The sequence below is a fragment of the Marinobacter flavimaris genome (genome assembly GCF_045057155.1).
GTDB lineage: Bacteria > Pseudomonadota > Gammaproteobacteria > Pseudomonadales > Oleiphilaceae > Marinobacter > Marinobacter manganoxydans.
In genome coordinates this window covers 4486405-4500226 of record NZ_CP171359.1, presented here as the reverse complement: position 1 = coordinate 4500226, position 13822 = coordinate 4486405, and the positions used below count along the sequence as shown (strand labels likewise).

Annotated in this window: 12 protein-coding genes; 5 read left to right on the top strand and 7 right to left on the bottom strand. The window is 57.7% G+C overall.

Features of this window, described 5'->3' with window-relative positions:
- The first annotated feature begins 3 nt into the window (after positions 1-3).
- The 3 genes from ACGK9W_RS21015 (at position 4) to hslU (ending at position 2604) form a co-directional block, all read left to right on the top strand.
- Positions 4-642, top strand: coding sequence for an SPOR domain-containing protein (locus ACGK9W_RS21015; RefSeq protein WP_405418537.1), 639 nt, complete (start codon positions 4-6; stop codon positions 640-642).
- Between the two features lie 90 nt (positions 643-732).
- Positions 733-1263 carry an ATP-dependent protease subunit HslV gene (gene hslV / locus ACGK9W_RS21010; protein WP_008170810.1) on the top strand — a complete coding sequence of 177 codons (531 nt, stop codon included), beginning with the start codon at positions 733-735 and terminating at the stop codon, positions 1261-1263.
- A gap of 12 nt (positions 1264-1275) precedes the next feature.
- Positions 1276-2604, top strand: coding sequence for an ATP-dependent protease ATPase subunit HslU (hslU, locus tag ACGK9W_RS21005; protein ID WP_092032952.1), 1329 nt, complete (start codon positions 1276-1278; stop codon positions 2602-2604).
- 54 nt (positions 2605-2658) lie between these two features.
- On the opposite strand, the gene ACGK9W_RS21000 is transcribed toward hslU, so the two are convergent.
- The 3 genes from ACGK9W_RS21000 to ACGK9W_RS20990 all read right to left on the bottom strand — a co-directional run bounded on the left by ACGK9W_RS21000 (position 2659) and on the right by ACGK9W_RS20990 (position 6875).
- Complete coding sequence (locus ACGK9W_RS21000) at positions 2659-3900, bottom strand: patatin-like phospholipase family protein (protein ID WP_405418534.1); 1242 nt, start codon at positions 3898-3900, stop codon at positions 2659-2661.
- Between the two features lie 122 nt (positions 3901-4022).
- Positions 4023-6329 carry a phosphoenolpyruvate--protein phosphotransferase gene (gene ptsP / locus ACGK9W_RS20995; RefSeq protein WP_014576019.1) on the bottom strand — a complete coding sequence of 769 codons (2307 nt, stop codon included), beginning with the start codon at positions 6327-6329 and terminating at the stop codon, positions 4023-4025.
- 15 nt (positions 6330-6344) lie between these two features.
- On the bottom strand, positions 6345-6875 hold the full coding sequence (locus ACGK9W_RS20990; RefSeq protein WP_008170817.1) for an RNA pyrophosphohydrolase: 531 nt from the start codon (positions 6873-6875) through the stop codon (positions 6345-6347).
- 172 nt (positions 6876-7047) lie between these two features.
- Between ACGK9W_RS20990 and ACGK9W_RS20985 the strand changes: the two genes are divergently transcribed.
- A complete protein-coding gene (locus ACGK9W_RS20985; protein WP_008170819.1) occupies positions 7048-7704 on the top strand; it encodes an HAD family phosphatase in 657 nt (218 codons plus the stop codon).
- Positions 7705-7758: 54 nt separating this feature from the next.
- On the opposite strand, the gene ACGK9W_RS20980 is transcribed toward ACGK9W_RS20985, so the two are convergent.
- The 3 genes from ACGK9W_RS20980 to ACGK9W_RS20970 form a co-directional block, all read right to left on the bottom strand.
- A complete protein-coding gene (locus ACGK9W_RS20980) occupies positions 7759-8955 on the bottom strand; it encodes a class I SAM-dependent rRNA methyltransferase (RefSeq protein ID WP_008170821.1) in 1197 nt (398 codons plus the stop codon).
- Positions 8956-9148: 193 nt separating this feature from the next.
- Positions 9149-9541, bottom strand: a complete 393-nt coding sequence (gene gcvH / locus ACGK9W_RS20975) for a glycine cleavage system protein GcvH (RefSeq protein WP_008170823.1) — start codon at positions 9539-9541, stop codon at positions 9149-9151.
- A 46-nt stretch (positions 9542-9587) separates the two neighbouring features.
- Positions 9588-10478: a LysR family transcriptional regulator gene (locus ACGK9W_RS20970; protein ID WP_405418531.1), complete on the bottom strand. Its 891-nt coding sequence runs from the start codon at positions 10476-10478 to the stop codon at positions 9588-9590.
- A 120-nt stretch (positions 10479-10598) separates the two neighbouring features.
- Here ACGK9W_RS20970 and metE point away from each other — a divergent pair, with 120 nt between their 5' ends.
- Complete coding sequence (gene metE / locus ACGK9W_RS20965) at positions 10599-12878, top strand: 5-methyltetrahydropteroyltriglutamate--homocysteine S-methyltransferase (RefSeq protein WP_405418529.1); 2280 nt, start codon at positions 10599-10601, stop codon at positions 12876-12878.
- Here metE and cpdA read toward each other — a convergent pair.
- Complete coding sequence (gene cpdA, locus ACGK9W_RS20960; RefSeq protein ID WP_273069715.1) at positions 12872-13678, bottom strand: 3',5'-cyclic-AMP phosphodiesterase; 807 nt, start codon at positions 13676-13678, stop codon at positions 12872-12874. The genes metE and cpdA overlap by 7 nt on opposite strands.
- Positions 13679-13822: the final 144 nt, after the last annotated feature.

The following is a 13822-nucleotide window of genomic DNA, read 5'->3' as shown; positions in this document are numbered from 1 at the left end:
CGAATGTCCCGAGACTACGCCCGCAAGGAAAGACCCGCCAAAGCGTCGGCCACTTCACGCAAAAAGCCTGCGAAACAGGCAAAGCCGAAGGCTGCCCGGCCGAAACCGGCGGCCAGTGCCCGCTCCCAGCACGGTGGCCTGTCGCTCAAGTGGATACTGTCCCTGGCGGCCGTGGGCGGCTTTATCGGGTTTATCGTCTACCTGAACTCCTTGCCAACGAGCCCGCATTCGCAGCAGCCATCAGTCACTGAGAAACCGGTCCAGAAACCTGCGAAGACGCCCGCAGAGACCGCGAAGGAAGAGGAAAAACCCGGCTTCCGTTTCTACGAGATGCTGCCGGAATCCGAGGTAGTACCGCCCAAAGTCGAAGAATACACGCCCGGACCGACGCAAACGGATTTCAATTATCTGCTTCAGTCCGGCTCCTTCCGCAGCAAGGAAGACGCGGAACGACAGCGGGCCCAGATCGCTTTCCAGGGTTTGCGGGCAAGCACCCAGAGGATTGATCTGGACAACGGCTCCGTCTGGTACCGTGTCAACGTTGGCCCTTTCACATCCAGAAGCCAGATGAATTCCGCTATCGACAAACTGGTTTCCCTGAATATCCAGCCACTGGTCCGGAAGATCCCCAAGGAAGGCTGATCTTTCGGGCCTGTTGCGAACACCTTGAATTCGCACCAGAAGCCTCCATAACAACGGGATACCAATTTCAATCAGGCAATTGGAGCCCAAATGACTACCATTCTTTCCGTCAGGCGCGATGACGAAGTTGCCATGGGTGGCGACGGCCAGGTTTCCCTCGGCAATACCGTAATGAAAGGCAATGCCCGGAAGGTTCGCCGCCTCTACAACGGCCAGGTGATCGCCGGCTTCGCGGGCGGTACCGCCGATGCCTTCACCCTGTTCGAGCGATTCGAAGCCCAGCTTGAGAAACACCAGGGCAACCTCACCAGGGCTGCGGTGGAACTGGCGAAAGACTGGCGAACTGACCGTGCGCTGCGCCGGCTCGAGGCCTTGCTGGCTGTAGCGGACAAAACCGCCTCGCTGATCATCACCGGCAACGGGGATGTGATCGAGCCGGAACAGGGCCTGATTGCCATCGGGTCTGGCGGGCCCTTTGCCCAGGCTTCAGCCCGGGCCTTGCTGGAAAACACAGACCTGTCCGCCCACGAGATAGTCGAGAAAGGTCTGGATATCGCCGCCGATATTTGTATCTACACCAACCACAATCGCACCCTTGAAGTGCTCTCCAAAAACGACTGATCCGGAGCGACCATGTCTGCAATGACTCCCCGTGAGATTGTCCACGAGCTCAACAAACACATCGTGGGCCAGGAAGAAGCCAAGCGGGCGGTGGCTATCGCCCTGAGAAATCGCTGGCGCCGGATGCAGCTGGACAGCAGCCTGCGCGATGAGATCACTCCCAAGAACATCCTGATGATCGGTCCCACGGGTGTGGGTAAAACCGAGATTGCCCGGCGCCTCGCAAAATTGGCCGATGCCCCGTTTCTGAAAGTGGAGGCCACCAAATTCACCGAAGTCGGCTACGTCGGCCGCGACGTGGAATCCATCATTCGTGATCTGGCGGATATGGCCGTCAAGATGCTGCGCGAAGCAGAAATGAAGCGTCACGAAGAACGGGCATTGGACGCGGCGGAAGAGCGCATCCTTGATGCACTGATCCCGCCGCCCCGGGATTTCGGTGAAGACAGCCAACGCAGTTCCGACTCCTCCACTCGCCAGCTGTTCCGGAAAAAACTCCGGGAGGGCGAACTGGATGACAAGGAAATCGAGATCGACCTGCGTAATTCCAACGCCGGAGTCGAAATTATGGCGCCTCCGGGCATGGAGGAGATGACCAATCAGCTGCAGAGCATGTTCTCCAACCTGTCTTCCGACAAGCGAAAAACACGGAAGATGAAGGTTTCTGACGCCCTCAAGCGGGCCAAGGAAGAAGAGGCTGCGAAGCTGGTCAACGAAGAAGAGATCAAGCAGAAAGCCATTCAGGCCGTCGAGCAGAATGGCATCGTGTTCGTGGACGAGATCGACAAGGTCGCCAAGCGATCCGAGAATACCTCGTCGGATGTTTCCCGCGAGGGCGTCCAGCGCGATCTGCTCCCGTTAATTGAGGGCAGCACCGTAAGCACGAAATACGGATCTGTGCGCACCGATCATATTCTGTTCATCGCTTCCGGCGCGTTCCACCTGTCCAAGCCCTCGGATCTGATTCCGGAGCTGCAAGGCCGCTTGCCGATCCGCGTTGAGCTTCAGGCACTGACACCCGAGGACTTCAAACGCATCCTGACCGAACCGGATGCCTCCCTGGTGCAGCAGTACGAAGCGCTGATGCTGACCGAAGGTGTGAAACTGACCTTCCGGGAGGATGCCATTGCACGTATCGCCGAGGTTGCCTGGAAGGTGAACGAGAGCACTGAAAACATCGGTGCCCGTCGGCTGCATACCGTCCTTGAGCGGTTGCTTGAAACCCTTTCCTTCGATGCCGGTGACAAGGTTACCGATGGCTTCGAGGTAACCGCCGAATACGTGGATGAAAAGCTTGGAGAGTTGTCCGAAGACGAGGATCTGAGCCGGTACATTCTGTAGGCGTGAGCGAGGGGGGCAGATGACACAGTCATCTGCCCCCTCGCCTACTGAACATTATTGCGCCTTTGAAAAGAGGTGCGAAACGTTAGTCAAGCCACCCGCCAACCGGCCCTTCTCGGCTTTTTTCTTCCTGCCCTTGGCCACATACAGTGGCAGCATTTCGCCGTATAGACTGGTACTGATCGTCCGCTGCTCGTCTTCAAGGCGATCCCGGCGAAGCTTGATGCCATATTTCGCCAGCTTGGGCTCCAGCTGATCTGCACGACTCAGAAGATCCCGCCGTGTCATCTGATAGGCGTGCTCACACACCATTCTACGGGACTGGAAGCTGAATACGTTGGAGAAGAACAGCTTGGCGTCGTCTCGGGTGGGTTCAAACAGCAGAATATCCTTGTCGGGATAATCCCGGGCATACTGGGCAATGCCCGACTGCATCCTTGAGTACACCATGGTCCTGAAGGTCTGTGACAGAACGTTTGGCATACCTGAGCGGGTCAGCTCGCCCGGCTTCATGGAGCCGGCCCGGACCGCCGCACTGGCGTCAATCGGCACCTGGGGATTCACGGCGAAAACCAGGTCGACACCGTCTTCAAAAGCCACGGAGGCGTGCAAACCCTTGCGCAGTGTACCGTCCACATAATACCGCCCATCGATTTCCACTGGCACATACAACCCCGGCGAGGCAGTGCTGGCCTGAATCGCCTTGGAAATGGGCACATGGTCAAAACCGGGAGCGCCAAAACAGACCGCTTCGGTACTCTCAACATCGGCAGCCACGATGTAGAGGCTGCGCTTGAGCTGACGGAAATCATTGGTGCGCCCGAGCATGGTGAAGGCCCGTTTGAGATACTCATGCAGGCCTTCGTTATCAAACAGCCCGGCCGGCGCTGCCTGGGCCAGGATGGTCATGGCTTCCAGCAGACTCTGATCGTAGGGGTTGTTGACGAAGCGGCTTACCGCCGTGGAAACCAGGCCGGGAATTGCCAGCAATCGACTGCCAATCTCCCGGAAAGCCGGGCGATAGAATACTTCCGGATGGAACGGGTGTACTTCCGCCTCGTTGCGCACGAAAATCCGGCAAAGTTGCGCCGTGGTCATCTGGTTGGCGAGATTCGCCGCCACAAAAGAGCCGCCATTTACACCAACATAAACATCGATGTTGTTGAAATCGAGACCATCAAGTGCCTCATCCAGCGCCCGGAGCGCTCCGATTTCATAAATGCCGCCCAGAGGACCACCGCCACCAAGGGCAAGCCCGATGCGGGGAGCGGGTTTATGGTCAATTGGCGAGCTCATAGCCTTCCCTTTTCCGGATTAAGAATGCGGGCCCGTCGGGCAGGCCGCCGGATAATTCCATTCTCAAGATAACAACCGTATTTAGAGTGCGCACCCTATATTGCCCAAACCCGCACCTGCGATCAGGAAACGGCGGCCTCTGATACCGCCATGGCCGTTGACTTGCCGGGGCGCAGGTAACGGCCGAAGCCGGCATTACGCAACGCCAGGTCGACACAGCTCTTGATCACGTGAGGCGAGTCCAGCAACAACACATCTTCCAATAGCTGAATGGCCCACTCACGGCTGACACTGCGAATCACCGATTTGACCTTCGGCAAGCTGGCGGCGTTCATGGACAGGGAATCGTAACCCATGGCCATCAACAGCAGCGCACCGCCGGGATCACCCGCCAGTTCACCGCAGATGCCAACGGGCTTGCCCACCGAGTGAGCGTCCTGGGCGATTCGCACCAGCGCCTGGAGTACCGCCGGGTGATACGAGTGATAGAGCTGGGCAACCCGGGGATTGTTACGATCCACCGCCAGCAGATACTGGGTCAGGTCGTTGGAACCAACAGAGAGGAAGTCCACCCTGTCCGCCAGTTCCCGAATCTGGTAAACGGCAGCGGGGATTTCGACCATCACGCCCACCTTGGGCATGTGAATGTCGTAACCCTCTTCCCGAACCTCGTGGTACACCCGGTAAATCAGGTGCAGGGACTCCTCCACCTCCGAGATGTTGGAGATCATTGGCAGCATGATCTGGAGGTTGTTCAATCCCTCGCTGGCCTTGAGCATGGCCCGAACCTGAACCAGGAAGATCTCCGGGTGGTCGAGGGTAACCCGGATACCCCGCCAGCCCAGGAACGGGTTTTCCTCCTGGATCGGGAAATAGGTCAGCGCCTTGTCGCCGCCAATATCCAGCGTACGCATGGTAACGGGGCTCGGCGCGAAGGCTTCAAGCTGCTCCCGGTAATACTCTCGCTGCTCCTGCTCTGAGGGGAAGCGGTCCTTGATCATGAAGGGAACTTCGGTCCGGTAAAGACCGATACCCTCGGCACCGTGCGAGAGCGAGCGCACCACATCGGTCATCAACCCGGTGTTCACCAGAAGTGAGACCCGATGGTGATCGGTGGTTTCACAGGGCTTGTCCTTGAGAACTTCAAGCCCGCGAATAAGTTCGTCTTCTTCGTCGCAGATCGCCTGGTAGTAGGACCGGAGGTCTGCCGATGGCGAAGCAAAAATCTGGCCCTCAAAGCCGTCTACGATCAGCTCCTTGCCGTCGAGCTGGTTTACGGGAATATCGACCAGCCCCATAACAGTCGGCACGCCCATGGCGCGTGCCAGAATGGCGACATGAGAGTTACTGGAGCCTTTGACCGACACCAGACCCACCAGCTGCCCCTTGGGGACCTCGCCAAGCATGGCAGGTGTCAGCTCTTCGCTGACCAGGACCGTGCGCTCGGGGTAGTTCAGGTGTTTCTGCTCGCCTTCCTGCAGATGAGACAGCAGACGGCGGCCCAGGTCCCGGATATCAACAGCGCGTTCCTGCAGGTAGTGATCGTCCATCATCTCGAAATGACGGATGTACTGCTGGACCACCTGCTTGAGAGCGCCCTGGGCCCAGATCCCTTCCCTGATCTTGTTCGACACCTCACCAGGCATGGCATCGTCGCCCAGCATTCTCAGATAGACATCGAACAGGGCCTGCTCTTCAGGACGCAGCTGCGAAGCCAACCGCTTGGCAACCCGCTCGATATCTTCCCTTACCGCCTTAACCGACGCTCCGAACAGGGCCAGTTCCTGATCAATATCGTCAGTCGGCTTTTCCGGAACCACATCAAGATCAGCCGATGGATAAACGACAACGCCATTGCCGATGGCAACACCTGGAGCACCCGGCACGCCGTTGAAACTGACATCGTGTGCCTCCTCGCCGGTCAGGGACAGGCCACTGATGGCGCCGGTGGCTTCACTATGGGCTATGACCCCCGCCAGCTGAGCGGAAACGGTTACCAGGAATGCCTCTTCGCCCTCATCAAAACACCGGGAACTTTCCCGCTGCTGGACAACGAGCACGCCCAGCACCCGGCGATGGTGAATAATCGGAACACCCAGGAACGAGCGGAAGCGCTCCTCCCCGGTCTCGGGGAAATAGCGGTAGCGCGGGTGGGACGGTGCATCTTCAAGGTTGATGGGTTCTTCGCGGGAACCCACGAGACCGACAAGGCCCTCAGAGTAAGCCAGGCTCACCTGGCCTACCGCCTTGCGGTAAAGGCCTTCGGTGGCCATCAAAATGTAGCGGTTGGTCGCAGGGTCAAGCAGATAGACGGAACAGACCTCGGTTCCCATGGCTTTCTGCACCCGCGATACAATGATATCCAGCGCCTCCTGCAGATCGCGGGCGCTGTTTACCTCTTGTACTAGACTTCGCAGAATGCTCAGCATGGCGGTGTCAGTCCGTCATTTCTGGTGTTCCTGTAAACGCCGATTCTGCTCCGCCCGATGCCACTGCTCCATGTTGTAGAACAGTCGCGGCGCAAGCTCTCTCAGCGCGCGTCGATACACTTCTCGCTTGAATGAAACCACCTGCCCCAACGGATACCAGTAGCTTACCCACTGCCAGCCGTCGAACTCCGGTGAATCCGTACCATCCACGCAAACCTGCGCGTCCGGCGATAACATCCTCAGCAGGAACCATTTCTGTTTTTGGCCCACACAAACGGGGTGGGAGTTTTGGCGTACCATCCTCCTCGGGAGTCGATACCTCAGCCAGCCTCGGGTGCAACTGATGATTTCCACATCGCTTGCACACAGGCCGATTTCCTCTCCAAGCTCCCGGTACAGTGCATCCTCGGGCGATTCATCATGTTTGATGCCACCCTGGGGGAACTGCCAGGAGTCCTGCCCTATTCGCCTTGCCCAGAGAACTTCTCCTCTGTGATTGGCCAGAATGATTCCGACGTTGGGTCTGAAACCGTCTGAATCGATCACGGCACAGTCCTCTCAAAAGTCGGTGGACCGGTCAAAAATTCACCGGTCGGATTTGTCCAAGTTGCTCTCATTCTTACAGAATCCCAAGGGTTCGGCAAACGGAGCCGTTGGGGACAGGTCATGATAGACTTGGCGTTTTACTGCAAGCCCTGTGATCACCGGAGGTAGCCGCTTGACGCTCGCAATTTTTGATCTCGACAACACCCTTTTAGCCGGAGACAGCGACCACGCCTGGGGCGAATTTCTGGTGGAGGAAGGCATTGTCGATGCCGAGGAATACCGCCTTGCCAACGACCGCTTCTATCAGGAATACCTGAACGGCGAGCTGGATATCCTGCACTACCTGGGGTTTGCCCTTCAGCCGTTGGCCAGTCACAACATGGAAGAGCTACTGGCGTGGCGGGAAGCCTTTATGGAGAAAAAAGTGCGCCCCATGATGCAGGCCACTGCAGATACGCTGCTGGACAGCCACCGGGAGCAGGGTCACACCCTGATGATCATCACCGCCACCAACCGTTTTGTGACTGAACCCATTGCCGAGGCCCTCGGCATAGAACATCTGATCGCCACCGAGCCCGAGCTTGTCAACGGCCGTTATACAGGCGAAGTGGCCGGCACTCCGAGCTTTCAGGATGGCAAAGTCGCGCGACTGGATGACTGGCTGAGTGCCCATAACAGGACACTCGAGGGGGCCTGGTTCTACAGCGACTCCCACAATGACTTGCCGCTGCTGAAAAAAGTGGACAACCCGGTAGCCGTCGACCCGGACCCGACCCTGGAGCAATTTGCCCGGGACAACGGCTGGAAAGTGATGTCACTGAGAGGCTGAAATGTGAATATGGGGTCAGATGAAAGCTTTCATCTGACCCCGACTTCAAATGCTTCAGAAGAAGCCTGTTAGTGAGCGTACAAAGCAGGACTTGATGTAATCGGTCTCGGGGATGCCCGGAATCACCGGGTGATCCGGAGCCTGATGCCCCTGCTCGAGCAACTGGACAAAGCGGTCGATCTTGCGGCCGCTGCCTCGAATGATGTCCACCAGCTTCTCCTGCGAGAGATGCATCGAACAGGACGCGGAAACCAGTATCCCATCGCGCTCCAGCAACCGCAGACCGAGCTGGTTCAGCCGGGCATAGGCCTCTTCACCCGCCTTCTGGTCCCTGCGCCGGGGAATCAGTGCCGGCGGATCGAGAACCACCACATCAAACTTCTCCTTCTCATCCGCCAGCGCCTTCAGGGCCTCGAAGGCATCTCCCTCAATGGTTTCCACATTGTCGAGGCCATTGAGCCTGGCGTTGTGGTGAACCGAATCAATGGCACCGGCCGAACTGTCGACACAGGTCACTTGGGTGGCCCCGGCACAAGCGGCCTGAATGCCCCAGCCACCGACATAACTGAACACATCCAACACCCGCTTGCCCGGCGCATAGGCCTGCAAACGGGCACGGTTCATCCGATGATCGTAAAACCAGCCCGTCTTCTGGCCGCCTTCCAACGGCACCTCGAACCGGACACCGTTCTCCTCCACCTCCAGCAGACTCACCGCAGCGCCATGGGCCTGCTCCACGTAGGTATCCAGCCCCTCCACCTTGCGCATCTTGCCATCGTTCTTGAGGATGATCGCCTCAGGGTGCACCAGCCGCTGGACTGCCCGAACAACTGCCTCCTTCATCGCTTCCATACCGGCCGTGGAAATCTGCACCACCACCGTGGAATCAAACCGGTCAATCACCAGCCCCGAAAGCCCGTCACTGTCGCCAAACACCCAACGGTAAAACGGCTTGTCGAAAAGCCGTTCTCTGAGCGCAAGCGCAGCCTCCATCCGCTGGGTCAACCGCTGGGGCGTCATACCGTGGCCCGGATCCCGACTGATCAGCCGGCCACAAATCAGCGCATGGGGATTAACGAACACTGTACCCAGAGGCTTGTCGTTCGACGCCCGAAGCTCCGCCTGAACACCGGCCTCGAATTCCGTCAGCGGACTGCGGCGGGTGTCCACCTCATTGCTGTAAACCCATAGATGGCCAGCACGGAGACGGCGCTCTGCGCCTTTTCGAAGATACAGAACCGGAAAATTCATAAAGACCACCTGGAAAGGAAAGACAGGGATTATACAAGATGAGTTGAAACTGATACCGATGTATGACGGGCTGACGGGGCGGGCCTTCCAAAACTGTGCGGAGCCAGGGATGGCGGAGCCAAGCGTACAGGGACGTATTCACAGCGTGTTTTGGAAGGCCCGCCCCGTCAGGCCAGCCTCCCAAGCGGAAGTGTTATTCCTCGGCCGCCACATGCTCCGCATAAGCTGTAGAATCCATCAGGCCATCCAGCTCACCAGCATCCTCAAGCCGCACCTTGTAAAGCCAGCCGTCACCGTAGGGATCTTCGTTGACCTTCTCCGGCTCGTCCTCAAGGCTCTCATTCACCTCGATAACCTCACCGGTCACCGGGCTGAACACATCCGAAGCCGACTTCACAGACTCAGCGACTCCGGCTTCCTCTCCACCGTTAACCGTTGCGCCCACATCCGGAACACCGATGTATACCACATCACCCAGTTGCTCCTGGGCAAAATCCGTAATACCGACAGTCGCCGTGCCATCGTCTGACACGCGAACCCATTGATGGGTCTCAATGTATTTCAGGTCTGCGGGTATCTCACTCATAGTCTGGTTTCCTGAACGAATTTTTTGCGCAGTTTAACTGAAGAGGTTAATTCCAGCGAACCTCACGTGCCAGCTTCATGAACGAATTCAGGTAATCCACCTCCCGATCCCGCTCACGAAGTCCCAAAAAGATCTGTTTAAGAATCCCCGCCTCACCCAGCTGAACCGGCCGAACCGGAATCCGGGCACCATAATCCTCAACCAGCCACCGCGGAAGCGCGGCAACCCCGCGGCCTGCGGCGACCATTTGCAGCATGATATCGGTGGTCTCAATGGTTTTATGTCGCGCAGGACTGGTATGGGCCGGCAACAGGAACCGAGTGTAGATATCGAGGCGCTCGATCTCTACCGGGTAGGTGATCAGGGTTTCTTTTTCCAGATCCTCGGGGTCAGCCCACGCCTTATCTGCCAGCGCGTGATCCGCCCCCACCACCAGTACCTGTTCGTAATCAAATACCGGCTCAAAAACCAGGCCAGGACGGTGCAATGGGTCCGGCGTTACCAGCATGTCGATATCGTGGCCAAACAGGGCACCAATACCGCCGAACTGGAATTTCTGTTTCACATCTACATCCACCCCCGGCCACTGCTCCAGATAGGGCCCCACTACTTTCAACAGCCATTGATAACAGGGGTGGCATTCCATCCCGATGCGGAGGGTTCCCCGCTGACCCTTGGCAAACTGACCAATCAGCATCTCGGCGTGCTCAATCTGCGGCAACAGTCTGTTGGCCAGGGCAAGTAAATACTGACCTGACTGGGTCAGCCGCAGCTGTCGCCCCTCCCGCACCCAAATGTCCGTACCAAGCTGCTGCTCCAGCTTTCGGACCGAATGGCTCAGAGCAGACTGGGTCAGGTGTAGCCACTCGGCGGCCGCTGTCAGGGACCCCTGCTGATCCACCGCCCTGAGAATTTCCAGATGGCCACGCTCAATCATCCCGCCTCCCAACATGAGCCAAATTCATTGATACCTGAAATTTTACCATTATTTTTCATCTCGCAAGGGCGATAACCTGACCTCTCCTGCAAACAACACGATTGAACAAAGGACAACACCATGGTGACCACACACAATCTCGGCTTCCCGCGCATTGGCGCCCGCCGGGAACTGAAATTTGCCCAGGAAGCCTTCTGGAAAGGGCAAATCACCGAAGAAGAACTGCAGATCACAGGTGCTGACCTGCGCCGAAAACACTGGCATAGCCAGCGAAATCTGGACCGGGTTCCGGTAGGCGATTTCTCGTTTTATGATCAGGTTCTGGATATGAGTTTCACCCTCGGCAACCTGCCTGAACGTGTGAGTAAGTCCGGGGGCAGTGCCCTGGAGCGGTATTTCCGGGTTGCCCGGGGCCGATCCGGGCAGGAGTCTTCCTGCTGCGGCGTGCAGGCAGGAGAAATGACCAAGTGGTTCGACACCAACTATCACTACATCGTGCCGGAATTCCAGCAGGACACCCGTTTCCAGCTCAATGCCGACCGGCTGATTGAACAGATCAACGAAGCCAGGGCCCAGGGGCTTACTCCTAAACCGGTGATCATAGGACCGGTGACCTATCTCTGGCTGGGAAAATCCAAAGACGACAGTGACCGGCTGACCCTGCTGGACTCCCTTTTGCCTGTGTACTCGGAACTTCTGGATCTGATGTCGAATCATGGAATCGACTGGGTTCAGGTGGACGAGCCCGCCCTGGTCGCCGATCTTGATGCAGACTGGCGCCACGCCTTCAGTCTGGCCTATCACCATCTCAAGACCAGCCGCCTCAAACTGTTGGTAACCACGTACTTCGGTGAGTTGCGGGAAAACCTGCAACTGGCCTGCGAACTGCCGGTTGCCGGGCTACACCTGGATGCCATCAGCGCGCCACAGGAAGTGGCACGGATAGTGGACTGGCTGCCACCCCACAAACAACTTTCCCTGGGTGTTATCAACGGCCGGAATATCTGGCGAACAGATCTCGGCAAGACCCTGGACTGGCTGGAGCAGATCCATGAAAAACTGGGGGATCGCCTGTGGCTGGCGCCGTCCTGCTCGCTACTGCATGTGCCGGCAGATCTCAACAGCGAAGAACAGCTGGACCCTGAAATCCGCGGCTGGCTGGCATTTGCCCTTCAGAAACTGGACGAGTTGGCTATTCTCGCCACCGCACTGAATCAGGGCAGAAACGCAGTCCGTAAGGAGCTGGCTGAATCCGCTCTAGCGACCGAAAACCGGAAAACGTCCGAAAGGGTTCATAATCCCTCGATAGAAACCCAAATCCAGGCAATCAGGCCGGACCTCGGTCAGCGGCAAAGCCCCTACTCAGAGCGAATCACGGCCCAGCAACAGAAACTTGACCTGCCCCTGTTTCCAACCACGACCATTGGGTCCTTCCCCCAGACACGGGACATCCGTCAAGCTCGCCTGCAATTCCGCAAGGGCGCACTGACAGAAGCCGCCTACAGGCAACGGATTCGCGAAGAAGTAAGCCGCTGCATTGACGAGCAGGAAGTACTGGGCCTGGATGTTCTGGTGCATGGTGAGGCGGAGCGCAATGACATGGTTGAATACTTCGGCGAACAGCTTGAAGGTTATGCCTTCAGCCAGTTCGGTTGGGTTCAGTCTTACGGCTCCCGTTGCGTGAAACCGCCCATTCTGTTCGGCGACATTTCCCGCCCGAGAGCCATGACCCTGGAGTGGACTCGCTACGCTCAGTCACTGACCGAAAAACCTGTAAAAGGCATGCTGACCGGTCCCGTGACGATTCTTAACTGGTCCTTCGTACGGGACGACCAGCCCCGCAGGGATACCTGCCTGCAACTGGCACTGGCGATTCGGGAGGAAGTGCTTGACCTGGAAGCCGCCGGTGTTGGCATTATCCAGATAGACGAAGCCGCCCTGAGGGAAGGCCTTCCCCTCCGGAAATCGGACTGGGCAGGCTATCTGGACTGGGCCATAGAGGCGTTTCGCATCGCGGCCAATGGTGTCAGCGATGGAACCCAGATCCATACCCACATGTGCTATTCAGAATTCAACGACATCATTAAGGCCATCGCCCGCATGGATGCTGACGTAATCACTATTGAGACATCCCGGTCCGATATGGAGCTTCTCGACGCGTTCCGCGGTTTTGAGTACCCGAACGATATTGGCCCCGGCGTCTACGACATCCACTCCCCCAACATTCCCGCCAAGGAGCAGATAAAGGCGTTGATGGCGAAAGCATCGGAGCGGATTCCGGCCGAGCGCCTTTGGGTAAACCCGGACTGCGGCCTGAAGACCCGTCAGTGGGAAGAGGTGCTTCCCGCCCTGAAGAGTATGGTCGCAGCCGCCCGGGACTTGCGGGGAAGCATTCAGTAACCCGTGCTGTTCTGATCCAGTTCGAACCGGAAATCCGTGGCCCGGCGTACTTCCGTAGTGAAGTCGCCGGATTCGTGGAATTCGAACCAACGGTAGCCCGGCGGCACGTCCTCAACCGAGAACTTGCTGGAACCGGAGGTGAACTGGATACAGGTGGACGGCGTGGCCAGCAGTTGCACGCCATTGCGTTCGCGCTCATGCTCCTGGTGAATATGCCCCCACAATACGATTCTGACCTGAGGGAACCGGTCCACCACCTGCCAGAAGGCATCCCGATTGGTGAGACCAATTTTTTCCATCCAGTCAGAACCGATATCTACCGGGTGATGATGCAAGGCAACGACTGCGGGCAGATCCGGGTGCTGTTCCAGGGTTTGGGCCAAGAAGTTCAGCTCCGAATCGGCCAGCGCTCCAAAAACCTTGCCGGGCACCGAGGAGTCCAGCATGATGAACTGCCACCCTCCCCGAGTAACGTGGCGGGCGCTGGCGTCAAATTCGTCAGCAACTTTCGTCAGATTTCCGGAATGATCATGATTGCCCGCAATCCAGAGCGAAGGGCAGGAAAACGCCTTCAGACGCTCGCCAAATACGCGGTAGGCATCCACCGAGCCGTCCTGCGCGAGATCACCGGTGGCCAGAACCAGATCTGGCTGGCCGTGCGCCCTGAGCGCTTCTGCAATAACCGCCTGCAGGCTTTCCCGGGTTTTTACACCTAACAGATCGCCGTCGGCATTCGCCATCAGGTGCGGATCAGTCAGCTGCAGTACCCGCAGTGGCCGGGCTTGTTCCTTCATGGTCATGGCTTTCTGGATCTACTCGCTGGCAATACGTGGTCTGAGCTCAAGTGTACGACGCCGGTTCGCGGATTTATCACTTTTGAATCGAACCGGAGTCACATTCTGGCCAGACTTTGGCGAAATATTGCAATTTTTGACAACTATGGC